The organism is Dialister invisus DSM 15470 (assembly GCF_000160055.1).
Taxonomy (GTDB): Bacteria; Bacillota; Negativicutes; order Veillonellales; family Dialisteraceae; genus Dialister; species Dialister invisus.
In genome coordinates this window covers 666,515-693,053 of sequence record NZ_GG698602.1, presented here as the reverse complement: position 1 = coordinate 693,053, position 26,539 = coordinate 666,515, and the positions used below count along the sequence as shown (strand labels likewise).

Genomic DNA, 26,539 nt, shown 5'->3' with positions numbered 1-26,539 from the left:
GGAAAGGCGCTCCTTGGGGGCGTCTTTTTATATGTGTAGAATGAGAGAATATGCATTTAGAGGAAGGGGGGATTTATAATACTTACGAATTATAGAAAATAAGGAATTAAATTTTATATGAATAATTATTGACATATATGAATAATTATGCTAATATACCTTTGCACTATTAAAAAGAGCAATGCAGTATGTTGGAAAGGAGCGGAAAAAATGAATGCGAGGAAAATGATAAGAGCGGTGATTTTGGGGATAGCAGCTTCCGCGGCGCTGTTTGTTTCAGGCTGCAGTGATGGGAATAAAGCACCGGACCAGGGGGCTGTGCAGAAAGAAAGTCCACTGATGCAGAAGATCAAAAAGCAGGGGAAACTTGTGGTAGGGACTGCTTCCGGTTATCCGCCTTATGAATTTATTGATACCTCTGTCGGTGAAAAGAAAGTTATCGGTATTGACATGGCGCTGGCGCAGAAAATAGCTGATGAATTAGGGGTGAAACTGGAAGTGCAGGATATGAATTTCCAGGCGCTTCTCACTTCGCTGACCGGAGGAAAGGTGGATATCGCCATTGCGGGCATCAATCCGACAGAGGAACGTAAAAAGTCCATGGATTTCTCCGCGGATTACCTGCCGACAGAGCAGAAAGTTATCATTCGTAAGGAAGATGGCAGCCGATACAAAAAATTGGAAGACCTTTTCGGGAAAACCGTCGGCGTACAAAAATCGACAACCCAGGAAGCTCTTGCCAAAGAAAAGATTAAAGACACGAAGATTGTTTCTTTAGCTCATGTGCCGGAAGTAGTGCTTGAATTGAAACAGGGGAAAGTGGATGGGCTTGTGGTGGAAGGGATTGTCGGCGGACAGTACCTTGTATTCAATGATGATCTTATGTTCTCTGAGGTAGAATTCCCGAATGCAGTGAAGAGTTCTGCTGCAGCGGTGCAAAAAGGAAATGAAGATGTGGTGGCTGTCGTCAATAAAGTCATTAAAGAAAATACAGACAATGGCAATTTTAAAAAATGGACAGATGAATACAGCAGAAAAGCCGTGGAAAATGCTGATAAGCAGTAAAGGAATTCAGCCATATAAGCATGAAAAAACTCACCTTATTCACAAGGTGGGTTTTTACTGTGGGATGCAGGCATAATATGATTTGATTTCTTTTGTTCTTGTATAATAGAAATGGCGGAAGAGATGCAGATGAGGAGGATGTTATGCGGCTGGACAAATTTCTTTCCGATATGAATATGGGTACGCGGACGGAATTGAAACGGGACATACGAAAGGGCGCAGTACAGGTCAACGGAGAAAAGATAACGGATCCCGGGTTTATGGTCAATGAAAATGATGAGATTATTTTTGCAGGAGAACCGGTACCCTATTTTCGTTATGAATACTATATGCTGAATAAACCGGCAGGTGTCATCACGGCGACAGAAGACCGGTATCAGAAAACAGTATTGGATTTTTTTGGAGAAAGGCGGCGCAAGGATCTGTCTCCGGTAGGACGGTTGGATAAAGATACCGTAGGACTTCTTCTGGTCACAAATGACGGCGGTTTTCATCATCGTCTGCTTTCTCCAAAAAAGCATATTGATAAAGAATATTATGCCCGCATTGACGGCAGGGTGGATGAGGCAGACAGGGAAAAGTTTGAGAAAGGTATTTATGTCGATGAAATATTTACGGCACTTCCTGCAAAACTCATGATTGACGGATATCGTGAAAATGCTCTGGAAAGTGATTTTATGGATTTGGCAAACAGCCGGGCACCGAAATCGGCATTGGAAAACGGGGTAAGTGAAATTCGGGTTGTGGTGCAGGAAGGAAAATTTCATCAGATTAAGCGTATGTTTCATGCACTTGGAAAAGAGGTCATCTACTTAAAGCGGATTCGTATAGGTTCTGTTGTCCTTGATCCCACATTGGAAGAAGGTACGTACCGGCGGCTTACTGCAGGAGAAGTAGCCGCTCTTGAAAAAAATGGACATATGTGAAATATCTTGTAGGAAGGCGGCGCAGTATGCTGTAGTATAATGAAAGAAAAGCGGTTTATGCGGTACATTGGTGCAACAGGGAGAATGATATGCTGATTTACTGTGTGGAAGATGATGAAAGCATCCGCGATCTGGTAGGCTACGCGCTGCGGGGGCAGGGATATGGCATGGAAGGATTTGGCTGTGCGGATGATTTCTACAAAGGGATGAAAAAGGCAGTACCCGATTTGGTACTGCTTGATGTCATGCTTCCCGGTGAAGATGGACTCAGCATTTTAAAAAAGATCAGAGAGCGGGAAGCAAATATACCGATTATCATGATGACAGCTAAAAGCAGCGAATTTGATGTGGTTCGCGGGCTTGATCTCGGTGCAGATGACTATGTAATAAAACCTTTCGGTATCATGGAACTGCTGTCGCGTATTCGTTCCGTCCTGCGGAGAAGTGGAAAAATGGCGGAGAATAAAGGGGAATTGCTTTCTTTTGGAACTATCCGTGCAGATCGAAACCGCCATGTAGTGACAGTGGATGAGAAAGAAGTGGCGGTCACGCTGAAAGAATTTCAATTATTATGCTACCTGCTCCTGAATAAAGGGATTGTCCTTTCTAGGGAGCAGATTATGCAGGCGGTGTGGGATATTCCTTTTGAAATGGAAAGCCGGACTATTGATATGCATATCATGAGCCTGCGGCAGAAACTGGGAGGTGAAGGTGCCGCCATACGGACCATTCGAGGCGTGGGGTATCGCCTGGGAGAGCGGGAGAAATAAAATATGATGGGAAGCATAGTGTTTATTTTGTAGGAAAGACGCAGAAAGCGGAGTATTGCAATCTTTTTGAATCACAAAAAAATATGAGCCGTTATTCGTTCAGATTTGTCCTATGTAAAACGGCATTAAAAATCCCCGAAGATTCACTGCATCGGGGATTTTTAAATTATATATCATATATCGGATGTATCCACATCTATATGATTCAGATCAGGCAGTTTGATGATTCGATTTGCGATTTTTTCTGCCAGATATTTGTTGTGGGTGATGGCAATGAGCGTTATGTTATTTTGCTTCGCATATTTCAGGACATAGTTCCATATGTGTGCCTGGTTCAGTGCGTCAAGCATGGTGGTCATCTCATCACAAATTAGAAGTCTGGTGTTTTTTCGCAGAGCCCGCGCCACGCAGAAACGTTGCAGCTCACCGCCGGACAGTTCATTGGGCCATCGGTCATACCATTTTTCCTGAATGCCTATTTCTTTTAGTACGTTTTCTTCCGGTATGCCTGGCTCATAAAGAATATCTTTCATTTTCCATCGGGGATTCACTGCCTGTTCGGGATGCTGGTAAATAAGCTGGACAGGAGAAAATCCTGATTTTGGCAATGGTTTTCCTTCAAAAAGAATCTCACCTTCTGTTGGCTTCAGAAATCCCGAAATCAGCTGTGCCAAAGTACTTTTTCCGTAACCGCTCGGACCCAGGAGTACGATGATTTCCCCTTCTTTAACGGAGAAACTGATATTTTTCAGTACATAAGGGCTCCGGTTATATCGGAAACAGATGCTTTTTACATCAAGTATGTTCACAATTACACCTCATTCCTGCTTCATCAACTTCCCATGTCGCACTGCAGGCTCCGCATCGGGGACATACATCCAGACGGAAACCGTTCTGGGGGAGTGCGGCGAAAAGAGCTCTGCTGTATGGGTGTTTCAGTCCCTCACCGTCTCCTGTGAAAGTGCTTGTGTCGGCGGTTTCAATGATGCGTCCGTCGTGGAATATGGCGATAGAGTCGGCGATATGGATCGCAAGGTCGATATCGTGGGTGATGAGAATGATTCCTCGGCCTTCATTGGCGATACTGCGAAAATCCTGTAATGCTTTAACCGCTGTATCCAAATCAAGACCGGGGGTAGGTTCGTCAGCGATGATGAGTTCAGAATTCCCCACAAGAGCGGTGGAAAGCAGGATTCTTCTTGCCATACCTCCGGAGAGCTGGAAAGGGTAAAGCTTATCGGTACCCTCTTTCAGGTGAAAATGTTTGAAGAGTTTTTCCTGAAGTTCCCGAACTGCTTTGCCCTGAATGCCTTGTACCTGTTCTCCTACGGGCATGAGTGGATCAAGGAAAGAAATGGATTGAGGAATAAAAGCCATCTTCTTACCGCGGATTTCTTCTATCTTCTTCTTTGTAAGTTTTTCTCCCTTGTAATAGAAGGTGCCGCCTGTTTTTGCATTATCAGGGAGAATTCCCATGACCGCATGGGCAAGGAGACTTTTCCCTGAACCGCTGGAACCTACGATAGCGAGAATTTTTCCTTTTTCTAAAGTGAGGCTCATGTCCTTTACAGCAGTAAAAATAACTTTCTGTAATTTGGCATCGTAACTTTCAAAGCTGACGGAAAGATGGCGGACGTCAAGGAGCGTATTCATTTGTTCTGTCATAATTCCTCCTATTTCCGCGCACTGTGGGGGTCAATATAAATTTTCATATAATCACCGATGATATCAAACAGCTGTACGGTAATGAGCAGTGCAATACCCGGGAATACTGCGAGCCACCACATACCGGCGGAAAGATATTTCATGGATTCTGAAAGGATAATTCCAACCGCAGGCGTATCCAGAGGAAGACCGTAACCAAGGAAGGTAATTCCTGCTTCATGAAGGATGGCATGGGGAAACAGCAGTATCAGGCCGACTATATATTGTGGAAAAACATGGGGAATAATATGCCGGACTGCGATATACCATGAACTTTTTCCCATGTGCCTCGAAAGTTGGACGTACTTGGCGGAACGTACCTGCATGACTTCCGCTCTGACTACACGGGTCAGCGCCGGCCAATGTGTAAGAGCCACACCGGTGATAACGCCGATGGCGCCGCTGTTGCAGGCGATGGAAATTAAAATAAGAAGAATCAGGTGAGGGACACCCATACAGAGATCGACGAGGTAGTTAATGATATAATCTACTTTTCCTCCGTAAATAGCAGACATGCTTCCCAGTACGAGAGCGATAAAAGAACTCAATACAGCAGAAAGAAGTCCGATTTGAATACTAAGTGAAAGGCCGCTGATTGTTCGATAGAACATATCCCGTCCTAATTGGTCAGTACCGAATAAATGGACGAGCGAGGGAGAAAGCCGTTTAGCAGCGTAATTTGGTCCATAAAGTTCAGGATTCATAAAAAATCCCCACAGACATACGGCAATGAGAATGAAAAGTCCGGAAAAAATGATAAGCAGAACTTTACGACGAGGATTAAAAAAGGGAAGCGGGGCCAGAGATATTTCCTTTTCAGGCATCGAGATTACCTCCTTCCCTGATGCGGGGGTCAATAATACCATAGGCAATATTTGCCATCATGTTGCCTGCAAATACAAAAAGCGCACTGAAAACAGCAACACCGAGGAGCATAGGCGCGTCTCCGTGCAGTCCTGCGTGGGTGGCGGCATTTCCCAATCCGGGATAGGAGAAGACCTGCTCTGCAAGTACAGATCCGCCAAAAAGTTCACTGATGTAGGCAAACTGCAGGGTGACAGCAGGAAGGCATATATTTCGGAGACCATGGCGCATAATAATCTGTTTTGTAGATTCACCGCGCGCTTTGGCAAAGAGAACATAGTCACTTTCCATAATGTCGATCAGCTTTTGCCTGGTATGAAGGCAGATATAAGAAATTTCAGAGATGCTCAATGTCAAAGCAGGGAGTATAAGATGATGGAGTCGTTCCATGACGGTGACTTGGGAAGACAGTTTTCCTGCCGGTGCTGCAAGACCCAGAGGGAACCATTGTAACTCCACCGCGAAAATGACAAGCATTACCAGTCCGATCCAGAATACGGGGGTGGATGCAAAGAGAAGACTGACCGTTTTGATGATATTGTCTAGGATACTGCCTTTATAAGTACCTGAAATAACGCCAAGTGTAAAACCAAGAATGCCTGAGAGTATCCACGCAGTGCCCATGAGAATTAAAGACGCCTGAAAACGTTCTTTCAGCACTTTGCTGACGGGCTCATGGTAGCTGATGGAATCTCCCATATCACCGGAGATAAAATGCGTGCCCCAGGTAATGTACCGCTCTACAGGCGATTTATTGAGTCCCCATTCTTCTTCAATTTTTGCTCTCTGTTCTTCGGATATGCTGATTTCTCCCAAATAGGAATCAACAGGGTTCATAGGGGAAGAAGTAATCAGAAAAAAGCTGATCATAGTAATTGAAATCAAAAGGAAGATCATTCGGACAAATGATGTAATAATATATCGGATGTTCACTATATAATCCCTTTCTTTGAAAAATATGCGGAGTTATTTGCTATCCCAAGTCCATTCATTCATGTTTTCAATGATGGAAATCCCCTGTCCTCTGGTGATGGTTTTTCCATATTCAGGAATGTGCAGGCCATCTTTGACAAAGTAGGTGAGAGAGGGGAATGAAATACGGAGAGAAGGGATATCCTTATTTGTCAGATTTTGTGCATTGATCCAGTGCATATAAGATTCTTCCCTGTTGTTGGAAGCGATGGCTGCATCAATTTCGGCATCGACCGCCGTATTACGGTAAGAAGAGGGATTGTTGATTACCTGTTTCCCAATTTGGGAAGAATGGAATTGACGATAGAAATCAATCGGATTCAAATCAACAAAAGACCAGCAGGTCGGGGTATGCCGGGCTTTTCTGGCCTCCGCCCATGCTTCCGACTTGGCTATGATATGGATACCGAGAGGCTTTGCATTTTCTGCAAGTGCTACGACTGTATTGTAACGGGCAAGATCATTGCTTCGTCCGGTAACGGTAAATTCGGCTTTCACGCCATTCTTTTCGCGGATGCCGTCACCATCGGTATCTTTCCATCCGGCATCTTCCAGAAGCTTTTTCGCTTCCTCGACACGGTTATCCCGGAACGTATATTTGCTGCTCCATGGAGCCTCCGGGCTGGTGCTGAATGCCGGTGTTCCGCAGCCGCTTAATGCATTATCGATAATGGCTTGCCTGTTAATGCCGATATTCAATGCCTGGCGGATGGCGATGTCGCTGGTGACATTATTTCCGATAATTTGTCCATCTTCCGTTGTTTCCGGGATGACGGGAAGATTAATGGAGAAGCTATCGATGGTAGGTTTTGTGAGTACTGTCATATGATCCACTTTAGTCTTGGAGGACTCTGCATCTACATAGACCAGGTCAAGCTGTCCCGATTTGGCGGAAGCAAGAGCAGCATCCTCATCGACTTTCAGAATGGTAATTTTCTTAAAAGGAGATTTTTTGCCATAGTAATATTCATTTGGAGCAAGGATAAGCTGCTGATCCTTTTTGAAATCAAGTACCTTCCAGGCGCCGGAGCCGATTGGTTTATCACCGTAGGTATCCGTATACGCATGGGCAGGGACGATACCGATTTCAGTGAGGCTGTACGGGAAAGTGGACCAGGGCTTTTTCAGATGGAATACAACAGTATAGTCATCTTTTGCTTCTACGGAATCAAGCATGCTGAGGTCAGCAGCGGAAGCTCTTTCTTTTGTTTTATTGAAAGTGAATACGATATCTTTTGCTGTGAGTGTTTTACCATCGGCAAATTTAGCGTCTTTCCTGATTTCGTAAGTGTAAGTCAGCCCGTCGGCACTGATGGTTTCTTTTGTTGCCAAATCATTGACCAGCTTATTATCTTTGCCTACTGTAAGAATATGGCTGTGGAAAACATCCGGATGCCATACACCGTAACCTATGGTGGGATCGAATTTCCCTGCAACCATATTTCTTCCTACCGTAATGGTCAGTTCATCTTTCTGTGCGGTTTTTGAGGGGATGTTATCAGTGCCGCAGCCTGTTAATGATAAGGCTCCAATAAGCAGTGCGGCTAAAATTTTTTTCTTCATAAGAACTCCTCCTTGATTCGAAAAAATATCCTTATTCTATGATAAATTAGGATAATTAGAATAATCTTCTCTATTATATACTGTATTATGAAAAAAAAAACAGTATATGTATGGAGAATAACCGTAAAAATTAAAAAGAAATGAATGCAATTCAATAAAAGGAATAAGATGATGTGTAAAGTGACCGCTAAAATCGGCTAAATGGAAGTTTGGTATCGGATATTCCTTTTCGATATATATAAAACGATAAATATAAACAGAACAAACATTCTGTTTAATGGTATAATGAAATAGAATATTTGTTTGGGAGGGGTTCCATGGAAATTGGTGAGAAGTTGAATATACTGGCAGATGCGGCAAAGTATGACGTATCCTGTTCTTCCAGCGGGTCATCAAGAAAAAATATGGCCGGCGGCTTGGGAAATGCTAAGTACAGCGGAATATGCCATGCCTGGACAGCAGATGGGCGGTGTATTTCTCTCTTGAAGATACTGATGACGAATGCCTGTATTTACAACTGCGAGTATTGTGTGAACAGAAAGAGCCATGACATACTGAGGGTGTTTCTTTCGCCTGAAGAAATCGCGACGCTGACTATAGAGTTTTATCGGCGGAATTATATAGAGGGGCTGTTCTTATCTTCCGGGATTATCCGCTCGCCCGATTATACGACAGAACTGCTCATTAAAACGGCAAGGATTCTTCGCGAGCGGGAGCATTTTAATGGATACATCCACATGAAAGGGATTCCCGGTACGGATTCCAAGCTTTTGAATGAACTGGGGCGCTATGTAGATCGTGTGAGTGTAAATATTGAACTGCCATCGGAAAAGGCATTAAGGCTTTTAGCTCCACAAAAATCACGGGATGCGATCATGGCACACATGAAGTTCTTTCGGGATCGAATTGCCGAGCAAAAACAGGAGAGATCGAAAAGGGCACCTGCCTTTGTGCCAGCCGGGCAGACGACACAGCTTATCGTAGGGGCAAGCAGAGAGAGTGACCGGGATATTCTTCGTCTGACGGAGGGGCTGTATCGTGTAGCGAAGTTGAAGCGTGTCTATTATTCGGCCTATGTACCTGTGATGGCAGGTAAAAATCTGCCGGTCATTGCAAGGCCGCCGCTTCTGCGGGAGAACCGACTGTATCAGGCGGACTGGCTGCTTCGGTATTATGGGTTTTCTGCAGAAGAAATACTGACGGAAAAGGAACCGGATTTTGATATGGATTTGGATCCTAAATCCTGCTGGGCTATGCGCCATCGGGAGTTGTTTCCTGTGGAAGTCAACCGCGCCCCTTATGAAATGATTTTGCGTGTGCCGGGAATCGGTGTAATAAGCGCACGGAGAATCGTAAGGATGCGGAGGAATCAATTTGTATCACCGGATGATGTAAAACGGGCAGGGGCGGTCTGGAAGCGGGCGAAGCATTTTGTGACCTGCGGAGGAAAGTATGACGGTATGGGAGATGCTGATACGGGGAATTTAAGAAAGGCACTCTTGTCGAAGCGGGCAGGAAGAAAAATGATGCAGATGAGTCTATTTTCCGGGCAGGTATGAGATGAAATATGTATATGACGGTACATTTGCAGGATTCCTGTCAGCGGTATATCGTATTTACCATGACGGCACGGGTCAGATGGGATCTATCAGCGCATCGCGGGGGAGTGGGGATCTTTTTGGGGAAGAAACAGAAGTGGCGACGGATATAAATCATGCGGAAACCGTGGCGGATGCATTTCTTAAGAGTTGCGGGACGGCCGCCTTCCGATGGTTGTACCGCGCTTTTTTATGTGATGACGACAGTGAGAAATATCTTTTTGACTATGTACGCCGCGGATTCAAATGGGGGAAATCTATTTATACCCATCAGGGGGAAGTCTGGATGTGGGAAATTCTCAGGCGTTCCCAAATGGCGGGGAACGAAGCGGAAAAATTCAAGGGGATCGTAAGGTTCAGCGAATTGGCGGAGGGAATGCTTTATGCGCCCATTCATCCGACGCATCATGTGCTGCCCCTCATTGTCCGTCATTTTCAAAAACGGCTTTCCTGTGAAGAATGGGCAATTCATGATGTGGGCCGGCATGTGGCTGCTTATTATGATGGGAAGCAGGTTACGATTGTTCGTGTGGAAAGTTTGAAAACGGATATAGCCTATAGCCAAGATGAAGAGGGCTTTCAACAGCTGTGGCGCGATTATTACCGTCATATGGCAATCCGGGAAAGAAATAACCCTACCGCACAGCGTTCGTTCCTGCCAAAAAAGTATTGGGCTTATCTGACAGAAATGAGCGGAAAAACGTAGGATAGCGAAAGAGGATCATGTCATCGCAGGGAAGTTGTACAGCGAGCGAAAAATAGTTGGGATGTTTTTCCCGGTGGTACTTGCAGAAAGGAAAGTATTCGTGGTATCACTAAAAGAGAAGCAGTCGATGAGATCACGCAGCCGGCTTTCTATACGGGATGTCCGAAAGCATGGGCGGCATTTTGAATGGTGAAAGAGGTGTATGCAGTTGAAAAATAAGATTCTCATTGCGTATTATTCCATGACCTCACATACAAGACGCGTAGCGGAACTGATTCAAAATGCGGTCGGCGGGGAATTGGCATCCATACGGACGAAAGAACCGTATCCTTCCGATTATGAAGCGATGGTGGAACAGGGGCGTAGGGAAGTGAATGAAGGATTCCTTCCGGTCTTAAATGAGTTCCCTGTGGATATAGATGCCTGCCATATGATTTTTCTGGGAACGCCGGTGTGGTGGTACAGTATCGCTCCGACGATGAAAAGTTTCCTGAAAAACCATGACTTAAGAGGAAAGATTATCTATCCCTTTGTTACTAATGAAGGATGGGCCGGGCATGCCCTGCAGGATTTTGCGACTAATCTTTCGGGAGGCTGTGTCAAATCCGGAATGAATGTAAAATTTTCCGGCGATATCTTAATTACAAAAGAGGTGCAGATCCGGAACTGGGCAAAAGAAGCTGTGAAAGATATTTTCTGAAAGAAAGGGGAAGAAAATTATGAAAATCCTTACTGTGTATTTTTCAAAAACGGGACATACAAAAGCGATTGCGGAAATGATTCATAAGGCGGTGGGCGGAGAACTCGGTGAAATCCGTACAAAGAGGAGTTATGCTCCTTCTTACGGTATGGCAGTCCTGCAGGGGGGATTGGAACAGTTGAGAAAATCGCTTCCCGAATTGGCAGAAATGCCTGAAACGGCAGAGTACGATGTCATATTTGTTGGATCTCCCGTATGGTGGTTTACGCTTACGCCTGCTGTAAAAAGTTTCATCAGCAAAGCAGAATGGAAAGGGAAGCGGATATATCCTTTCTTTACAAGCGGCGGGCAGCCGGGAAAGACGGCAAATGATTTTAAAAGATTGTTGGAAGATAAAGGCGCGCTGGTAGGCAGTTCTTTATCAGTACCGTATAAAAGGAATCTGCTGCAGAGGCCGGTGGATGAGATTATCCGCTGGGCGGAAAAAAACAAATGTAAGGAATAGATGAAAGGATAGTATGGCATATAAAAAAGTAATGGCAGCAGCATTTGCGGTAACGCTCTTTCTGGCAGGCTGCGCGGGCAGTACGGATAAAGGTACTTCCCCGGCGGCTGTCCCGTTGAAGGAGACAATGAATCCGATATCTGTTCGCCAACTGGTAGCCGCAGATAATGAACACAACCGCACAATCATGTTCCAGTTGCTGAAATCGGTGGAAGAATTTGTGGAATATCGTGAAAAAGGAAATGACAGAATTTTTTCTGTTCCTGCCAAAGGTGCTGTTCTCAAAGAAAATAATGGCATAACGGACAGTTATATATATACGTCGGAATTGAGAGATTTGAAGAAAGGTGCGGCATATGAGTATCGTACACGTACCGGAAATACTGTAAGCAGCTGGATGGATTTCAGGACTGATGACGGCGGCGCTTTTAAGACGGTGATTTATCCTGATTCCCAGAGTGCGGATTATACAGGCTGGTCAAAGCTGGCGGCCAAAGCGTATGAATTAAATAAAGATGCCGCGTTTTTTGTCAGTATGGGTGACTTGGTAGATAATGGACAGGATGAATACCAGTGGCAGGCATGGATGCGCTCTATGAAAGGGATTATGGATACCATTCCCGGTGCGGTGATGATGGGGAATCATGAAGATTATTCTCTCGATTGGAAAATGGCAAAACCGGACAGATATCTGGCTCATTTTCATTTGCCGAATAATGGAGATGCTGATTATAAAGACCATTTCTACTCTTTTGATTGGGGAGATGTACATTTTACCGTACTGGATACACAGCTTAATGAATTAAAAGAATGGTATCCTGATTTGTTTGAAAGAGAAAAGAAATGGGCAGCTGACGATTTGGCAAGGACCGGTAAAAAGTGGAAAGTTGTTTTGATGCACAAGGATCCTCTGCAATATGCCTTTGCAGGAAGGGAAGGGAGAGAAGAGGGATTTTCTCCGGAAGGACAGGAATTTATGCCTGTCTTTGATGCAAACCATGTGGATCTGGTTTTGTCTGCCCATCTGCATACGTATAGGGATCGCGGACGCATTTATGACTTCAGGCGTGCGGAAACAGGACCTTACTATATCATTACCGGGGTGGCCGGGGATGTGCGCTATCCGGGACTGTGGAAAGTACATTCGTTGGACATCTATTCTGCACCACAGCCGGAAACCGATAATTACCTTGTCATGGAAGCGGGAGAAGATGCTCTTGTTGTTACAGGCTATACTTCGGACGGGCAGGAAATGCATAAGTCCGTTATAAGGAAATAGTTATAAGGAAATAATATATGGTATAGAAATGGCTGATTGATCCGATAGGAAACAATCGGTCATTTTTGTTGAATAAACCGGAAAGTATTACAGGTAAATACAGGTGCTTTATAGAAAGTGGAGAGGAATGTGAAAAAATTTTCTGACGTATATCTAATTCATTCTTGACATTGTTACAGTTGTGTAGAATAATCAAGGATAATCAAAACATGTGCGTAAAAATACGTGCGGAGAATGGAAGGGGTTGGAGTTATGGCAGAAACAGCTTGGTCACTGGTACCACCGGTTATAACGATTGTTTTGGCGCTGGTTACCAAAGAAGTTTATATGTCACTGGCAATCGGTATCTTCATTGGAGCGTTTATGTTCACGGGATTCAATTTCCTGGGGGCGATCGACACCATGTTTGATATCATGTCGAATAAGGTTGGAGGGAATGTGAATATTCTCGTATTCCTGGTTCTTTTGGGGATTATTGTTTCAGCGATTCAGAAATCGGGAGCTTCTCAGGCGTATGGTAATTATGCAGCGAGGAAGATTAATGGGAAACGATCCGCACTGCTGGTTACTTTTTTCCTGGGGCTTTTAATTTTTATTGATGATTATTTCAACTGTCTTACGGTCGGTACGGTTATGAGACCTGTTACAGATAAGTTTAAAATCACCCGTGCAAAACTGGCGTATATCATTGATGCTACGGCGGCTCCGATCTGCATTATTGCTCCGGTTTCCAGCTGGGCAGCAGCTGTATCGTCTTCTCTTCCTGAAAACAGCGGAATTGACGGGTTCTCTTTATTTCTGCATACGATTCCGCTGAACTTGTATGCGTGGCTTACCATTATTTTTATGCTTTTTATCATTTTTCTGAATAAAGATTTTTCCCGCATGGCGGCTTTTGAAAAGGAAAGCGGAAGTACGCTGGTGATTCCTGCGGAATATGCAGATGATGAATCTACAGCTCCTGTAGGAAATGGACGAATTATGGATCTTGTGCTTCCGCTGCTTGTACTCATTGGAAGCTGTGTTTTCGGTATGCTTTATACCGGCGGTATTTTGGAGGGGAAGAGTATTATTGATGCTTTTGCTGAATGTAGTTCAGCGAAAGGTCTTGTGATGGGTTCCTTCATGGCTCTTGTTTTTACTCTTATCCTTTATGTACCCAGAAAAATTCTTGATTTTACAACATTCTGTTCCTGTTTTGTTGATGGATTTAAGCAGATGGCTTCCGCAATCTTTATTCTTTGTCTCGCGTGGACTCTTTCCGGTGTTTGCGGTGAAGATTACCTGAATATCGGCGGGTATGTAGGCGGTGTTGTCAGCGGTAATCAAACTGTGGCGATCATGCTCCCCGCGATGTTCTTCCTCGTGGCGCTTGGTCTCGCTTTTGCAACGGGTACTTCCTGGGGAACGTTTGGTATCTTGATTCCTATTGTTCTTGCAATCACGGGAACAGATATGAATCTGGCAACGATAACGGTTGCCGCTGTTTTAGCAGGGGCTGTCGGCGGAGACCATGTATCTCCGATTTCCGATACTACAATTCTTGCTTCTGCCGGAGCACAGTGCAATCATATCGACCATGTGTCTACACAGATTCCCTATGTACTTTGTGTTTCCTCCTGCTGCGTAGCCGGTTATATTGTGGCCGGCGTAACGGGAGAAGGTCTCTTGGGAACGTTTTCCGGTATCATTCTGCTGGTACTTATGATGGCAGGAATCTACAAGTTTAAAATGAAGTGATTATAAATAAAAGACAGGACTCCTTGAGGGTCCTGTTTTCGATTGGCTGTTATTTAAAAGTTATTGCAGTTTCTCCTTGGTTTTAATAATAAGGCTAAAGAGAATAAGAAACGTCATAAGTGCTGTGATGGCCGCCGCCCAGGCGATACCGATACGGGCTATGGCGGCAAAAGAGAATTCTATAGGAAATAATATGACTGTCAGGATACCTGCGGAGATATATCCTATAGCAAGAATCTGGATTTTCCGGCGGAAAAGTAAAGAGAAAAGAAATCCCGCCAAAAGGCCGAGAAGTCCTGCGGGGAAAAGGCAGTCGTATTTCCAGGCGATTAAAGACAGAAGGGAAAGAAGAAGAGAATATTTCATAAGACCTCCAGTATGATTTTGTGATTGTCACTTATTATATGACAGATGCAGGAGAAAAAAGAAGTATTTTTATATAGAAATCAGTGCGCATCAAGCTCTGTCTGGGACGGGGAGAAAATCAATTTTGTGTGATATACTATTTTTATGAATGCAGAAAATAAGGAGAATAAAATGCATAATGAGCAAAAAGTAACAAAGTCCGTCTATTGGATCGGGAGCAATGATTTTATTACACCTCGTTTTGATAATTATATTCCTTTGGAACGGGGAATTTCGTATAATTCATATTTTATTGATGATGAAAAGACCTGTATTCTTGATGCGGTGGATAATGTAGCGCGTGATTTATTCCTGGGGAATGTGAAAGAAGTACTTCATGACCGCTCGCTGGATTATATCATCGTAAATCACATGGAGCCTGATCATTCCGGTTCTTTGCTGGAACTGGCAAAGCGGTATCCGGAAGCAAAGATTTGCGCGACGCCGGCAGCGCTGAAAATGTTTGAGCAGTATTTTCATGAACCCATGGCGGAAAGATATATCAGGACAAACGAAAAATTGGTGATCGACCTGGGGCACCATAAGATGAGATTTATTCCAGCGCCGATGGTTCATTGGCCGGAAGTAACTTTCACCTATGAGGAAACGGAAAAGATTCTTTTCTCTGCTGATGCGTTTGGTACTTTTGGCGTGCTCCACGGAAGTGTTTTTTCCGATGATACAGATTATGAAGAAGAGTATCTTGAAGAAGCGCGGCGTTACTATATGAATGTTATTGCTAAATATGGCGCACAGGTACTGAGGACTCTTCAAAAGACAGAAAACCTTGATGTATCCATGGTTTGTCCTCTTCATGGCCCTGTGCATCGGACAGAAGCCGATATTTCCCGCATAATGAACTTATACCGTCAGTTAGCATCGTGGATGCCGGAGTATCGTTCTGCAGCGGTTTGTTTTGCATCGGCTTATGGGAATACGGCATTTGCTGCACAGCGCCTCACGTTCTTCCTTGGGCAAAAGGGAATCCGCCATTTGAAGTTAATTGATCTTTGCACGATACCTGTCAGTTACGCATGGGCAGAAGCAATGAGGCGGAGCCATCTCGTTTTGGCAGCGCCGACATTAAATATGGATCTTCATCCGATGATGCAGAATTTCCTTCATGAATGCAGCGTGATGGGGCTGCAAAACCGGACAGTGTCGGTTATCGGCAACAGCAGTTGGGTGCCTGATATAAGTGTGAAGAAGATAACTGAAACAGCCGTCGGCTGGAAGAACTGTACAATTCTTGGCGATGCGGTAAATATAGCATCTGCTGTCGGCGTAAAGGAAGACAGGGAACTGGAAGTGCTGGCAGGTATACTGGCGCAGGATATTTTAAAATAATGAAAGCATAAGGCGTAATATGAACTGGAAATATGTAATGGCAGCCGCTTGTTTTATCGGGGCGCTGCTTGCGGGAGGCTGTGGAAAACCGTCTGTCCATGTAATGACGGTAAAAATAGAGAAAGTTCCTTTTGCAATGGAAACAAAGGCGGTGCCTGAAGCGCTTCATATGGCGCCTGTCATTCCATCTGTTTCAGGGAGTCTTATTTCCGGTTTGCCGGAAGTAGGACAAACAGTAGAAGCAGGGGAGGTACTCTTCCAAATTGATTCGTCCCAGTATGAATCACAGGCCTCCGCACTGCAAACACAAATTTCTGCTTTTTCACCCGTGGTGTACGGCGCGGCTGCTCCTAAGGATGATAACAGTATAGAAGCATCGCTTTTGCGGCAGGGAATTATTACCCGCGCGGAATATGATAAAATACAGGGAAGAAAAAGTGTTCCCCAGGAGGTTTCAAACAGCTCGGCAAACCCGGGATTGGCGGAAGCACTTGCTTCTGTAGAGCGGGCTATTGCGGCCTGTACGGTACGCGCGCCTATCAGTGGTACCGTTTCTCAGGTATATCTTGGTGATGCGAAGATAGCGGCAGCCGGGCGGCCGGCTTTGCTTATCCGTCAAAATACGCCGGTTATCGCGGAGATAAGTCTTCCATCTGAACTGGATTCTGCGATGGAGAAAATGAAAGAGGAAAAAACACTTACCGTCTTCTTCTCTTCTGCAGATAAATCGTGGTATGGAGAACTAAAAAAGCAGCCAAATGAAAATGGGGAAAGATATACTTCTTACAAAGTGCAGACAGATAACCCGGATGGAGAAATTAAAATCGGTGAGCCTTATACCGTTCGTTTGCAAAGCACGGAACCGGTGCCGTATATCGTGATTCCCCGGTCTGCAATTATCGGTGAAAATACGGTGGCTGTTATAAGGGATGATTTTCTTGTGGACTTGAAAACAGTCAATGTGGCTTATGTGGAGGATGAAAAGGCATTCCTTTTGGATGGTCTTCAGGAGGGGGAGCGTGTAGTCACAGATCCGACTGACAAGCTTGAAATGGGAATGCAGGTAAGTACGATATCAGTGAATTAAAGGATCATGTTCCTTTTGTTTTTTATGGCGGCAGATTAGAATGAAATGGAGTCGGGAAGATTATACAGGTTCAGCGGTAGAGACTGCTAAGCATCTGATTGGTGCAGTTCTGGTGCATGAGACGAAAGAAGGAATTACGGCAGGAAGAATTACCGAATGTGAAGCGTATGGAGGATTCTACAGGGGAAAACCGGATGACGGCGCTCATTCTTACAAGGGGCTTACTCCAAGGACACAAGCTATTTTTGGAGAAGGCGGGCATATTTATGTATATATGATTTATGGGATGTACTGGTGCATGAACGTGGTCTGCGGCCATGAAGGGGATGGATATGCCGTCCTTCTCCGTGCGTTGGAACCGTTGGAAGGGAAAGAGCTGATGGAAAAACGTCGGGGAAAAGCAAGAGGAAGGCTGCTTACCGCAGGCCCCGGCCGTCTTACAATGGCAATGGGGATTGATAAATCCTTTTATGGGGCCGATCTGGTGCATGGAAGCGTATATATAGAGGATGGGAAGGAAAAGGTGCGGGTGGAACGGTCCAAGCGGATTAATATTGATTATGCCCGGTATGGGAAAAATTTTCCCTGGCGGTTTATGATGAAAGGCAGTCTTTGGATTTCCAAATAAAGGGGCAGAGCAGCATGCAGTATATTTCACATTATGAATCACCTTTAGGGGCAATCACGCTGGCAGCTGATGAAAAAGGTTTAACCGGTCTCTGGTTTGACAGAGAAAAGTATTTTGGAAATACGCTGGAAGCGGAGTATGAAGAAAAGGAATCTGTCATTCTGAAGAAAGCGGAAAAATGGCTGGATACGTATTTTATGGGACGGTGTCCGGAGAAAAAGCTTCCGCTCCACTTACAGGGAACAGAATTTCAAAAAGCGGTTTGGGCAATTCTTTTAAATATTCCTTATGGACAGACGGAAACTTATGGTAAGATCGCGGAAGAAATCGCGAGGAGCAGGGGAAGAGAACATATGTCGGCGCAGGCAGTCGGCGGCGCAGTAGGGCATAATCCTGTTTCCATTATTGTGCCGTGCCATCGGGTCGTAGGCGCTGATGGGAATTTGACGGGATATGCAGGAGGAATTGAAAGAAAAATCGCTCTCTTGCAGCTTGAAGGGCACTCCATGGAATCCTTTTACCTGCCGCGAGAGGGAACAGCATTATAAATATAGTTGAATCTCCGTACTCAGGCGGGGGTTTTATTTTGCGCCGGATATTTCCGTGAGGGGTAAGACTTAAGCTTTGTGGTAAAAAACAGGTGTTTCCAGTATAATAATAAAAATATAAAACTGGTCGAGGAGCAGGATTGATGAAATTACTCCGGTTGATTTTGCAGGGGTTCAAGTCCTTTGCCGATAAAACAACAATTGAATTTGCTGACGGTATGACGGTTATCGTGGGACCAAACGGCTGCGGGAAAAGTAATATTTCCGATGCTGTCCGCTGGGTTTTGGGTGAACAGAATGTCCACAATCTCCGCGGGCAGAAAACGGAAGATATCATTTTCTCCGGGGCAGAAGGAAGAAATCCGAAAAATGCAGCGGAAGTCACCATGGTATTGGATAACAGCGCCCATGAATTTTCTTTTGATACGGCGGAGGTGTCCATTACCCGCCGTGTTCTCCGGAATGGAGAAAGTGATTTTTATATCAATAAACGGAGCTGCCGCCTGAAGGATATACAGGAGCTTCTGGCGGATACTGGTCTTGGAAAAGGATCGATGGCCATCATCGGGCAAAACCGGGTAGATCAGGTTCTGACGTCCCGTCCGGAAGACAGGCGTCTCATTTTTGAAGAAGTGGCGGGGATCAGTTTATTCCGCATGAGAAAAAACGAGGGGCTTCGGAAACTGGAAAAAACGGCAGAGAATATGGAGCGTGTCCGTGACTTGGTGGCACTTCTTGATGAGCAGCTGGGACCGATGAAAGAGGCTGCGGAGAAATCTAAAATTTATAAGGCTCTCTCCAAAGACAGACGTGCAGTAGAAGCGACAATGTCACTTCTCCGGCTGACATCAGTGGGGCGGATGATCGCCCGGTATGAAAACGAGTATAATTCTCTTGCAGATCAGGATGTAAAGTGGCAGACGGAACTTGCCCGTTATGCGGAAGCGAAGGCAAAACTGGAAAAAGAGGAACTGGAACAGCAGGAAAATCTGCGTAAGGCCGGCGCCGACTCTGCAGAAAAGCAGCGATTGATGGAGACGCTCCGCGGAGATTACCGCGTCAAGGAAGAAGCACTTCGTCATGCGGAGGAGGAGTCAGTCCGTTTAAAAGAAGATGAAGAAGACCAGACCGAAGCGGAAAATGAATTGAAAGAAGAAATGCGGGAAATGCTGGAGGAACTGGCGGAGGCGGAGTCTCTCCTTCTGGAGAAACAAACATTGCTTAAAGCGGAAGAAGAAAAGCGTCGCATTGCAGAAAGCGAGCTTCTAACAGCGGAAACGGCTTATCAGGATGCACTGGCAGTCAACCGCCGAAGGCTGGCGGAAAAGGAAAGCCTGGAACGGGAAATAGAACAGGGAAACCGTGAGAAAGTTCGTCTTACAGAAGAGAAAGAAAAGTTTAAAGCGGCCGGATTGGAATTGTCAGAAAAGAGAAAGATGACGGAAATCCAGGTAGAGAATCTGACGGCTGAAGAAGCATCTGTGCGGGAAAAGATGACAGTGCTGGAAGAAAACGGCAAAAACGACGGCATTCGTTTAAAAGAAGCGCAGGATAAACAGTTCCGACAAATGAACCGAATCAATGATTTTCATGCCCGATTGATGAAAATTATTTCCCGTCGTGAATATCTGGAACGGGCGGATCGGGAGTATGCCAGTTTTTCTCATACGACAAAGACGATTCTGGAAAGCCGGTTTCTTTTTGGACAGCATATCCTTGGCGCCGTGGGTGAACTGATACGGGTTCCTCCGAAGTACACGGCGGCAGCTGAGGTGGCTCTTGGCAGTTCTGTTTCTTATATCGTGACAGATACGTCCCGTTCAGCCGGAGATGTCATTACCTGGCTCAAGAAAAATAATTTGGGACGGACGACATTCTATCCTTTAGAATCCATGCGTCCCCGCGGAAATGACGGAAATGAAAGAAAAGCGTGCAGTGAGAAAGGAATCCACGGTATAGCGTCAGAGCTGTTTTTCTGTGATGAGGAGTATGGCGGTTTAATAGATTCTATTTTGGGGAAGACGCTGATTGCCGAGAATCTGGATGTCGCCCGTACAGTTTCTGCAAAATATAATTATCGCCTGCGTTTAGTGACACTGGATGGACAGCTGGTTAATCCCGGCGGATCTCTTACAGGCGGTTCCATGCGGAAGCAAGAGAATACTTTTTTTGGAAGAAAGAAGGAGATTAATGATCTTCTAGAAGAAGAAAAAGAAACGGAAAAGCTGCTTGCCGATTTGAAAAAGGAAAAAAGTATTCATGATGATTTCTGTGCGGAACTATCCGAAAAAGTAACAAAAGAACGGGAAGATTATCAGTCTTTAAAAATCGGTTTGGCGGAAATATCAGGGAAGAAAGACGGTTTGTCCCGTATTCTTTCAACGGAGAAAAATACAGAAGAGAAAAATCAGGCTGATCTCCGGACGGCAGAAGAGGGGGTGGCTGCCATTATGAAAAATTTAGCATTATTGGAAGAGCGGCTGGCCGGGTTTGGTGATATCCCTGTGATGGAAGCTGATGAAAAAAGTGCCTCACTGAAAAAAGCTGTGGCAGATTTGGATGCCCGCCTCATGGAAATCCGCATTGATGTGACAAAAGCGGAAGAAGCGGTGAATTTTGGGAAGAGGGGGAAGCAAGAAAGAGAAAATGCTGCTTTGGAACAAAGGAAGGACAGAGAAAAACTTTCCCGTGACATATTGGAAAACAGGGAGCAGAAAGAAAGGCTTGCGTCGGAATTAAGAGATATTGAAGAGAAATTTAATTTGGCGGAAAAAGAATGGAATGAAGTAAAAGGACGTCTGGAGAATATGCAAAACATTTCTGATACTTTCTCTGCGGAGCGAAAACAGCAGGATGATGCCTGGAGGAACGCGCAGGAGAAATCTTCAGCTGTCCGTAAAGATATGGCGGACCGTCAGGCGCGTATCGACAGTTTCAAGGCGCAGGAAGCAGAAGAGAAAGAAAGACTGCGTGAACAGGAACTGACTGTAGAGATGGCAGAAAGCATGCGTATTCAGGGACCTATGGCGGAAATGAAAGAAAAACAGGCGGATCTGGAAGAACGCATCAGCAAACTCGGCGCGGTAAATCCCAATGGGGAAGAAGAGTATGAACTCCACCTCCGCCGCCGCGCTTTCTATGAAACGCAGATTGAAGACCTGAAAAAAGCAAAGAGCGGATTGGAAACAGTGATTCACGATATTGATAAAACGATGTCTGAACGGTTTGCCGATGCCTTTAAAATGATCAATGTGGAATTTGCCCGCATTATGCAGATTATGTTTTCCGGCGGCAAAGCCCGTTTGGAGTTGACCGATGAAGCGCATCCGCTGGAGGGTGGCGTAGAAATGTATCTCCAGCTTCCGGGAAAGAAGCGCCAGCCTTTGACGCTCATGTCCGGTGGTGAACGGGCGCTTACCGTTATTGCGCTGCTTATTTCTTTTATGGCTTACCGTCCCGCACCGTTTTGTTTCGTTGATGAAATTGATGCGGCACTGGATGATGCCAACGTGGAAAGATACAGCCGTATGATCGCGGATTATAAAAGGAAGACACAGTTTGTCATTATTTCTCACAGAAAGAAAACGATGGAATTTGCTGATACCCTTCAAGGGGTGACTATGGCGGAGAAGGGGGTTTCCTCTCTTGTAACGGTCCGTGTGGGAGATTATATAAAGGAGGAACAAGATGGGGTTTCTTGATAAGGTAAGAAATGGACTAAAAAAGACCAAAGAAAGTCTGATCAAAAATATCGAAACGGTTGTTATCGGTTATGCAAAAATTGATGATGACTTTTTGGAAGATCTGGAGATGGTTCTTCTCTCCGGTGATCTTGGCGTGCGCACCACCGATTATCTGATGCGGCAGATTCGGCGCGGTGTGACGGAAGGTATGATCAGCAGTACGAATGAAGTGATGCCGTTTATGGAAAAAACGGTGGTGAATATGCTGACGGAAGATGGAAAGGAAGATATTTCCCATCATCCGGAAGTATACCTTGTAGTGGGAGTCAATGGGGTGGGTAAGACGACGACCATCGGGAAACTTTCGGCCCAATTCCGTAAAGAAGGGAAGAAAGTTCTTTTGGCGGCGGCAGATACATTTAGAGCTGCTGCTTCCGAACAGCTCTCTATTTGGGCGAAACGGACAGGAGCAGATATTGTGAAGCATGCAGAGGGAGCAGATCCTGCGGCAGTGGCGTTTGATGCTGTATCAGCGGCTAAGGCGCGCGGTTCCGATGTGGTGCTGATTGATACGGCGGGACGGCTGCAAACGAAAGTAAACCTTATGGAAGAATTGGCTAAAATCAGCCGTGTCGTAAAAAAAGTAATTCCCGACGCGCCTCACCAGACTATTCTCGTATTAGATGCTACGACAGGGCAAAACGCGGTCAGCCAGGCGCAGAATTTTGGAGAGATCGTTCCGCTAACCGGCGTAGTGCTGACAAAATTAGACGGAACGGCAAAAGGCGGTGTTGTCCTTTCTATTCATGAAGAACTCCATGTGCCAATCCGTTGGATCGGTCTTGGTGAAAGAGAAGATGATCTCCAACGTTTCAATGCTCTTGAATTTGCAAAAGCGCTTTTTGAAACGGAAGACCATATACTGAGCCAATCCACAAAAGTTTAAAAATACAAACACATATTTCATTTAAAATCGTATCCTTTTGCTATTCTTTAGTGAGGATACAATTTTTCATTTTAGTAAAATTCTTTTTTCACCTGATTCAGGAGAGTTCTTCGTTCTTTATAATCAGAAAACCAACGAGACATAAGGGTATGAAAGTGCGGACTGGGCCGCATAATATCAACTGATTAAGAGTGATATACAGTGGAAAAAATATATTAAAAATAGTACAATACTAACAGGTATTTGGTGAGGTAGATTAGAAGTTGTAGGGATAATGGTTATAAAGAGAATAAACCAAATATATTAATGTTTATAAAAACTGCTTGACTTAAGAGTTTAAAGATAAATATATGAATAATATGTAAAGGAGTGAGATTATGATTTGGTCAATTATTGTCGGGGGATTTATAGGCTTTATTGCGGGAGCGATTACTAAAAAAGGTGGAGCAATGGGTATAATTGCTAATATCATTGCAGGTTTATTGGGTTCATCGGTAGGTCAAGCACTGTTTGGTACATGGGGGCCAACTCTAGCGGGAATGGCATTAGTTCCTTCTATCTTAGGTGCAGTAATTGTTATTGCTGTTGTTTCATTTTTCTTTGGGAAAAAAGAATAATTTAAATAAAAGGAGTCATGATCATGTCAATAGAAGAAAAAATCGACCAGGCTAAAGGTGCGGCAAAAGAAGGTGTAGGTAAATTAACCGGTGATAAAAAAATAGAAAAAGAAGGGGCTGCGGAAAAAGCAGCTGCAAAAGTCAAAGAAGTTGCTGAAGATGTTAAAGATGCTATAGAAGGAACAATTGACGGTGTCAAAAATATTATAAATAAAGATAAAAAATAATTTTGCCCCCTTTTTCTGGATGGATGATAACAAATGCTTTATATTTTATCATTCCCGCCATCATTGTGTTTATTGAAGGCATCATTGTAAAGAAGAAATAGTAATAAATTCCGGGTTGTCAAAATCAAACAATTAAATAAGAACCTACAACATAGAAATTCAAAAGCAGTAAATCAAAATTGGTTTACTGCTTTTTTTCAGCGGACAAAAATGATTCATAAGTATCAGAATATGACCCTTTTAAATCATTAACTGTTTCATTCAGTTATCTTTAATCTTAAAATATTTTTTTACATAATCAACAAAAATCCGTACGGGTGTAGACTGGAGCATGGCTTCTTTGAATATGAGGTGGCTCGGACGATATATAGGCTGCTTCTGGCTGTTGTAAATCATCTGTCGGTCTACATTCGGTTTGCACTTGGGAAGCATGTCTGCCGGAATCAGTGAGTGGCCAAGACCGTGGTTGACGATTTCCACGCAGGTATTGCAGTCGCTTACAGTCAGTGAGAAGTGGGGGGACTTTGTGAAGTTCTGGCGCCACCAGCGGGTACGCAGTTCATCCAAAGACGGATCGCTGCGGTAGCGTATGGAAGGCTGCTGTGCCAATGTACTGAAATCAATAGGCTTGGCTGAAATCAGGTACAGCGGGGCATCTTCCAGAAGAATATCGGATTCGGGCCATTCCTGGTTGCCGCGGACGATAGCAAGATGGATGTCTTCTTTTTTGACCAGCTTTACTAAACGATCGCTTGTGTCTGTAGTCAGCGATATTTCAATATCACTATACTCATCAACGAATCCTTTCAGAAGCGCAGGACCGTGGGACTGGGAAAAAGATTGGGATGCCCCGATACGGAGGACACCGGAAATAGAGTTTGGTTCGTGGGTGACATAATTCTTCATGTCCTGGTACTGCTGGAGTTCTTTTTCCGCAAAGGAAAAGAGCCGTGCTCCCGCATCGGTGAAGTGCACACCTTTATTGGTGCGGATAAAAAGCGGACAACCGATTTCCTTTTCCATTTGACTCAGGCGGTATGTTAATGACGGCTGAGTCATAAACAGCCGTTTGGCAACTTTATTGATACTTCGCTCCTCACGGAGATAGATCAGGATTTTCCAGTCCGTATTATTCATGCAAACACCTCTGAAAACAAGACTCTACAAATTAGCAGGGGACATATAAAAGTTTTTTATCATTATATCATGCAAGGACAATATAGAAAAGTCTTATAGCAGAAAATAAAAAGATACGGGTACGGAAAGAGAAACTCTTGTGATACACTGGAAAAAATAAAGCTCTGAACATGTACTGCAAGGAGATTTGCCATGAAGACTTTTATGAAATATTTATTTTGTTTTTTTATGGTATGTGCAGTGGGGATGATGGCACAAGCCGCTGACAAGTCGGTAAACCGGAAAATGGGATACTTTGATAATACACGGACAGTACTGCTTCTTTTGCCACAGAGCAATGATAGAGGCAGCTATGCCGCATCATACATTGCAAAAGAGATGAATGCGGTGTTCCGTTACCCTTATTACAGAAAATTAGATACGGCCGACTATGCTTATAAGAGTATCAGTCCTGCGGAGCTTCCTGCCATTGCTGAGGAAACGGGAGCGGATATTGTCGTACTTCCTGTTGTTACAAGGTGGGTACAGAGGCGCTCTCATCCGATTTCCATTTTCTTTGACATAGATCCCGTTGTGGAAACGCAGGTTGTTGTTGATGTATACAGCTGTAAGAACGGCGAAGGGGTCAGGGATGATCAGGCGGTTTACTATGAAAGAGAAGAAGAAAGTTCCGTACGTAACCGTTACATTATGGATGAAGTGATGAAACGGCTGTGGAAAAAATTTCCTTACCGCCGTGTGCCGACAGATGTGGAAGCAAAGTTATCGGAGACTGTCCATGCCGATAAGGACAACACACCGGCGGCAGCAATGAATAAATAGCAAGAACAAAAACCGGGCGGAAATAAAAGATGAAATTATTTCCGCCCGGTTTTCTTTTATAACCCTTTTTGCTCAATACTTGAAAAGAGATATCCTAAATGGGTCGTGGCGTTTAATGTGACAAGCCTCCAACTTTTTTCATGTTCTTCTATGACGTTGATACAGGCATTGTCCTGTTTGAAATGCCAGAAATGTTCCATGCCGAGTCCCATGAGATCACAGAGGATGACTTTATTGACCGCATCGTGGGCGGCAACGAGAAGCGTTTTGCCCTGATATATAGCGGCATAATCGTCAAAGGCGGCACGGACGCGTTTTCTTACATCTGCCAGAGATTCCCCGCCGGGCATTTGTATCTGTTCAGGCCGGTTGTGCCAAAGTTCAAATTCTTTCGGATAGTTTTTTTTGATTTCATCGGCATGGACGCCTTCCCATCTGCCGTGAGAAATTTCCGTGATCCGCTCATCGATACGGATGTTTACATGGTGGTATTCTGTGATGAAACGGCAGGTATCAAAGGCACGGGAGAGCGGTCCGGAGACGGCCGCATCAATGGATATATCTTTTAAGGCAAGACCGGCGGCTTTTCCCTGAGCAATTCCTTTTGGGGAAAGAGGAATGTCTTCCTGTCCCTGATAACGACCTTCCACGTTCCACGTAGTTTCCCCGTGACGTATAAGAATAATTCGTACCATAATGA

General features: G+C 44.6%; 26 protein-coding genes. 18 read left to right on the top strand and 8 right to left on the bottom strand.

Annotation, left to right across the window (positions count from 1 at the left end):
- The first annotated feature begins 210 nt into the window (after positions 1-210).
- From GCWU000321_RS03360 to GCWU000321_RS03350, 3 genes are all read left to right on the top strand, one after another.
- The gene (locus GCWU000321_RS03360; RefSeq protein ID WP_040381192.1) at positions 211-1,065 is read left to right on the top strand and encodes a transporter substrate-binding domain-containing protein; all 855 of its coding nucleotides are present in this window, start codon (positions 211-213) and stop codon (positions 1,063-1,065) included.
- A 143-nt stretch (positions 1,066-1,208) separates the two neighbouring features.
- Positions 1,209-1,991: a pseudouridine synthase gene (locus GCWU000321_RS03355; RefSeq protein WP_040381190.1), complete on the top strand. Its 783-nt coding sequence runs from the start codon at positions 1,209-1,211 to the stop codon at positions 1,989-1,991.
- Positions 1,992-2,080: 89 nt separating this feature from the next.
- Positions 2,081-2,761 carry a response regulator transcription factor gene (locus GCWU000321_RS03350; RefSeq protein ID WP_007069671.1) on the top strand — a complete coding sequence of 227 codons (681 nt, stop codon included), beginning with the start codon at positions 2,081-2,083 and terminating at the stop codon, positions 2,759-2,761.
- Positions 2,762-2,934: 173 nt separating this feature from the next.
- On the opposite strand, the gene GCWU000321_RS03345 is transcribed toward GCWU000321_RS03350, so the two are convergent.
- From GCWU000321_RS03345 to GCWU000321_RS03325, 5 genes are read right to left on the bottom strand one after another with little or no spacing between them, the layout of a single operon-like run.
- Entirely contained in the window at positions 2,935-3,570 is a 636-nt protein-coding gene (locus GCWU000321_RS03345; protein WP_007069670.1) for an ABC transporter ATP-binding protein, read from the bottom strand.
- Complete coding sequence (locus GCWU000321_RS03340; RefSeq protein ID WP_007069669.1) at positions 3,557-4,426, bottom strand: ATP-binding cassette domain-containing protein; 870 nt, start codon at positions 4,424-4,426, stop codon at positions 3,557-3,559. The genes GCWU000321_RS03345 and GCWU000321_RS03340 overlap by 14 nt, the downstream gene beginning before the upstream one ends.
- Positions 4,427-4,434: 8 nt before the next feature.
- The gene (locus GCWU000321_RS03335) at positions 4,435-5,289 is read right to left on the bottom strand and encodes an ABC transporter permease (RefSeq protein WP_007069668.1); all 855 of its coding nucleotides are present in this window, start codon (positions 5,287-5,289) and stop codon (positions 4,435-4,437) included.
- Entirely contained in the window at positions 5,282-6,262 is a 981-nt protein-coding gene (locus GCWU000321_RS03330) for an ABC transporter permease (RefSeq protein ID WP_244835045.1), read from the bottom strand. The genes GCWU000321_RS03335 and GCWU000321_RS03330 overlap by 8 nt, the downstream gene beginning before the upstream one ends.
- A gap of 33 nt (positions 6,263-6,295) precedes the next feature.
- On the bottom strand, positions 6,296-7,864 hold the full coding sequence (locus tag GCWU000321_RS03325) for an ABC transporter substrate-binding protein (protein ID WP_007069666.1): 1,569 nt from the start codon (positions 7,862-7,864) through the stop codon (positions 6,296-6,298).
- Positions 7,865-8,181: 317 nt separating this feature from the next.
- On the opposite strand from GCWU000321_RS03325, the gene GCWU000321_RS03320 reads away from it, so the two are divergent.
- The 6 genes from GCWU000321_RS03320 to GCWU000321_RS03295 all read left to right on the top strand — a co-directional run bounded on the left by GCWU000321_RS03320 (position 8,182) and on the right by GCWU000321_RS03295 (position 14,392).
- Positions 8,182-9,423 (top strand): putative DNA modification/repair radical SAM protein, encoded by a 1,242-nt coding sequence (locus GCWU000321_RS03320; protein WP_007069665.1) that lies wholly within the window; start codon positions 8,182-8,184, stop codon positions 9,421-9,423.
- Position 9,424: 1 nt separating this feature from the next.
- Complete coding sequence (locus tag GCWU000321_RS03315; protein WP_007069664.1) at positions 9,425-10,168, top strand: TIGR03915 family putative DNA repair protein; 744 nt, start codon at positions 9,425-9,427, stop codon at positions 10,166-10,168.
- A gap of 202 nt (positions 10,169-10,370) precedes the next feature.
- Positions 10,371-10,868: a flavodoxin gene (locus GCWU000321_RS03310; RefSeq protein WP_007069663.1), complete on the top strand. Its 498-nt coding sequence runs from the start codon at positions 10,371-10,373 to the stop codon at positions 10,866-10,868.
- Between the two features lie 19 nt (positions 10,869-10,887).
- Positions 10,888-11,373, top strand: coding sequence for a flavodoxin family protein (locus GCWU000321_RS03305; protein ID WP_007069662.1), 486 nt, complete (start codon positions 10,888-10,890; stop codon positions 11,371-11,373).
- Between the two features lie 13 nt (positions 11,374-11,386).
- Positions 11,387-12,652 (top strand): metallophosphoesterase family protein, encoded by a 1,266-nt coding sequence (locus tag GCWU000321_RS03300; protein ID WP_007069661.1) that lies wholly within the window; start codon positions 11,387-11,389, stop codon positions 12,650-12,652.
- A 252-nt stretch (positions 12,653-12,904) separates the two neighbouring features.
- Positions 12,905-14,392 (top strand): Na+/H+ antiporter NhaC family protein, encoded by a 1,488-nt coding sequence (locus tag GCWU000321_RS03295; protein WP_040381185.1) that lies wholly within the window; start codon positions 12,905-12,907, stop codon positions 14,390-14,392.
- 60 nt (positions 14,393-14,452) lie between these two features.
- Here the strand turns inward: GCWU000321_RS03295 and GCWU000321_RS03290 are convergent, their stop codons facing one another.
- Positions 14,453-14,758 (bottom strand): hypothetical protein, encoded by a 306-nt coding sequence (locus GCWU000321_RS03290; protein WP_007069659.1) that lies wholly within the window; start codon positions 14,756-14,758, stop codon positions 14,453-14,455.
- A gap of 171 nt (positions 14,759-14,929) precedes the next feature.
- Between GCWU000321_RS03290 and GCWU000321_RS03285 the strand changes: the two genes are divergently transcribed.
- The 8 genes from GCWU000321_RS03285 to GCWU000321_RS03250 all read left to right on the top strand — a co-directional run bounded on the left by GCWU000321_RS03285 (position 14,930) and on the right by GCWU000321_RS03250 (position 23,880).
- The gene (locus tag GCWU000321_RS03285; protein ID WP_040381818.1) at positions 14,930-16,144 is read left to right on the top strand and encodes an FprA family A-type flavoprotein; all 1,215 of its coding nucleotides are present in this window, start codon (positions 14,930-14,932) and stop codon (positions 16,142-16,144) included.
- 19 nt (positions 16,145-16,163) lie between these two features.
- Entirely contained in the window at positions 16,164-17,231 is a 1,068-nt protein-coding gene (locus tag GCWU000321_RS03280; protein WP_007069657.1) for an efflux RND transporter periplasmic adaptor subunit, read from the top strand.
- A 40-nt stretch (positions 17,232-17,271) separates the two neighbouring features.
- The gene (locus GCWU000321_RS03275; RefSeq protein ID WP_007069656.1) at positions 17,272-17,859 is read left to right on the top strand and encodes a DNA-3-methyladenine glycosylase; all 588 of its coding nucleotides are present in this window, start codon (positions 17,272-17,274) and stop codon (positions 17,857-17,859) included.
- Positions 17,860-17,873: 14 nt separating this feature from the next.
- Entirely contained in the window at positions 17,874-18,407 is a 534-nt protein-coding gene (locus tag GCWU000321_RS03270; protein ID WP_040381183.1) for a methylated-DNA--[protein]-cysteine S-methyltransferase, read from the top strand.
- Between the two features lie 143 nt (positions 18,408-18,550).
- Positions 18,551-22,108, top strand: a complete 3,558-nt coding sequence (gene smc, locus GCWU000321_RS03265) for a chromosome segregation protein SMC (protein WP_007069654.1) — start codon at positions 18,551-18,553, stop codon at positions 22,106-22,108.
- Positions 22,095-23,036, top strand: coding sequence for a signal recognition particle-docking protein FtsY (ftsY, locus tag GCWU000321_RS03260; protein WP_007069653.1), 942 nt, complete (start codon positions 22,095-22,097; stop codon positions 23,034-23,036). The genes smc and ftsY overlap by 14 nt, the downstream gene beginning before the upstream one ends.
- Positions 23,037-23,413: 377 nt before the next feature.
- Positions 23,414-23,653, top strand: a complete 240-nt coding sequence (locus GCWU000321_RS03255) for a GlsB/YeaQ/YmgE family stress response membrane protein (RefSeq protein ID WP_007069652.1) — start codon at positions 23,414-23,416, stop codon at positions 23,651-23,653.
- Between the two features lie 23 nt (positions 23,654-23,676).
- Positions 23,677-23,880, top strand: a complete 204-nt coding sequence (locus tag GCWU000321_RS03250; RefSeq protein ID WP_022026988.1) for a CsbD family protein — start codon at positions 23,677-23,679, stop codon at positions 23,878-23,880.
- A gap of 261 nt (positions 23,881-24,141) precedes the next feature.
- Here GCWU000321_RS03250 and GCWU000321_RS03245 read toward each other — a convergent pair whose 3' ends face one another.
- Complete coding sequence (locus GCWU000321_RS03245; RefSeq protein WP_007069650.1) at positions 24,142-25,017, bottom strand: LysR family transcriptional regulator; 876 nt, start codon at positions 25,015-25,017, stop codon at positions 24,142-24,144.
- A 192-nt stretch (positions 25,018-25,209) separates the two neighbouring features.
- Between GCWU000321_RS03245 and GCWU000321_RS03240 the strand changes: the two genes are divergently transcribed.
- Complete coding sequence (locus GCWU000321_RS03240) at positions 25,210-25,839, top strand: hypothetical protein (protein ID WP_007069649.1); 630 nt, start codon at positions 25,210-25,212, stop codon at positions 25,837-25,839.
- 56 nt (positions 25,840-25,895) lie between these two features.
- Here GCWU000321_RS03240 and GCWU000321_RS03235 read toward each other — a convergent pair whose 3' ends face one another.
- Positions 25,896-26,534 carry a histidine phosphatase family protein gene (locus GCWU000321_RS03235; protein WP_007069648.1) on the bottom strand — a complete coding sequence of 213 codons (639 nt, stop codon included), beginning with the start codon at positions 26,532-26,534 and terminating at the stop codon, positions 25,896-25,898.
- Positions 26,535-26,539 lie beyond the last annotated feature (5 nt).

Coding starts and splice junctions, on each gene's coding strand:
- GCWU000321_RS03360 (WP_040381192.1), top strand. CDS start 211: ATGAATGCGAGGAAAATGATAAGAGCGGTGATTTTGGGGATAGCAGCT.
- GCWU000321_RS03355 (WP_040381190.1), top strand. CDS start 1,209: ATGCGGCTGGACAAATTTCTTTCCGATATGAATATGGGTACGCGGACG.
- GCWU000321_RS03350 (WP_007069671.1), top strand. CDS start 2,081: ATGCTGATTTACTGTGTGGAAGATGATGAAAGCATCCGCGATCTGGTA.
- GCWU000321_RS03340 (WP_007069669.1), bottom strand. CDS start 4,426: ATGACAGAACAAATGAATACGCTCCTTGACGTCCGCCATCTTTCCGTC.
- GCWU000321_RS03335 (WP_007069668.1), bottom strand. CDS start 5,289: ATGCCTGAAAAGGAAATATCTCTGGCCCCGCTTCCCTTTTTTAATCCT.
- GCWU000321_RS03325 (WP_007069666.1), bottom strand. CDS start 7,864: ATGAAGAAAAAAATTTTAGCCGCACTGCTTATTGGAGCCTTATCATTA.
- GCWU000321_RS03320 (WP_007069665.1), top strand. CDS start 8,182: ATGGAAATTGGTGAGAAGTTGAATATACTGGCAGATGCGGCAAAGTAT.
- GCWU000321_RS03315 (WP_007069664.1), top strand. CDS start 9,425: ATGAAATATGTATATGACGGTACATTTGCAGGATTCCTGTCAGCGGTA.
- GCWU000321_RS03310 (WP_007069663.1), top strand. CDS start 10,371: ATGCAGTTGAAAAATAAGATTCTCATTGCGTATTATTCCATGACCTCA.
- GCWU000321_RS03305 (WP_007069662.1), top strand. CDS start 10,888: ATGAAAATCCTTACTGTGTATTTTTCAAAAACGGGACATACAAAAGCG.
- GCWU000321_RS03300 (WP_007069661.1), top strand. CDS start 11,387: ATGGCATATAAAAAAGTAATGGCAGCAGCATTTGCGGTAACGCTCTTT.
- GCWU000321_RS03295 (WP_040381185.1), top strand. CDS start 12,905: ATGGCAGAAACAGCTTGGTCACTGGTACCACCGGTTATAACGATTGTT.
- GCWU000321_RS03290 (WP_007069659.1), bottom strand. CDS start 14,758: ATGAAATATTCTCTTCTTCTTTCCCTTCTGTCTTTAATCGCCTGGAAA.
- GCWU000321_RS03285 (WP_040381818.1), top strand. CDS start 14,930: ATGCATAATGAGCAAAAAGTAACAAAGTCCGTCTATTGGATCGGGAGC.
- GCWU000321_RS03280 (WP_007069657.1), top strand. CDS start 16,164: ATGAACTGGAAATATGTAATGGCAGCCGCTTGTTTTATCGGGGCGCTG.
- GCWU000321_RS03275 (WP_007069656.1), top strand. CDS start 17,272: ATGAAATGGAGTCGGGAAGATTATACAGGTTCAGCGGTAGAGACTGCT.
- GCWU000321_RS03270 (WP_040381183.1), top strand. CDS start 17,874: ATGCAGTATATTTCACATTATGAATCACCTTTAGGGGCAATCACGCTG.
- smc (WP_007069654.1), top strand. CDS start 18,551: ATGAAATTACTCCGGTTGATTTTGCAGGGGTTCAAGTCCTTTGCCGAT.
- ftsY (WP_007069653.1), top strand. CDS start 22,095: ATGGGGTTTCTTGATAAGGTAAGAAATGGACTAAAAAAGACCAAAGAA.
- GCWU000321_RS03255 (WP_007069652.1), top strand. CDS start 23,414: ATGATTTGGTCAATTATTGTCGGGGGATTTATAGGCTTTATTGCGGGA.
- GCWU000321_RS03250 (WP_022026988.1), top strand. CDS start 23,677: ATGTCAATAGAAGAAAAAATCGACCAGGCTAAAGGTGCGGCAAAAGAA.
- GCWU000321_RS03245 (WP_007069650.1), bottom strand. CDS start 25,017: ATGAATAATACGGACTGGAAAATCCTGATCTATCTCCGTGAGGAGCGA.
- GCWU000321_RS03240 (WP_007069649.1), top strand. CDS start 25,210: ATGAAGACTTTTATGAAATATTTATTTTGTTTTTTTATGGTATGTGCA.
- GCWU000321_RS03235 (WP_007069648.1), bottom strand. CDS start 26,534: ATGGTACGAATTATTCTTATACGTCACGGGGAAACTACGTGGAACGTG.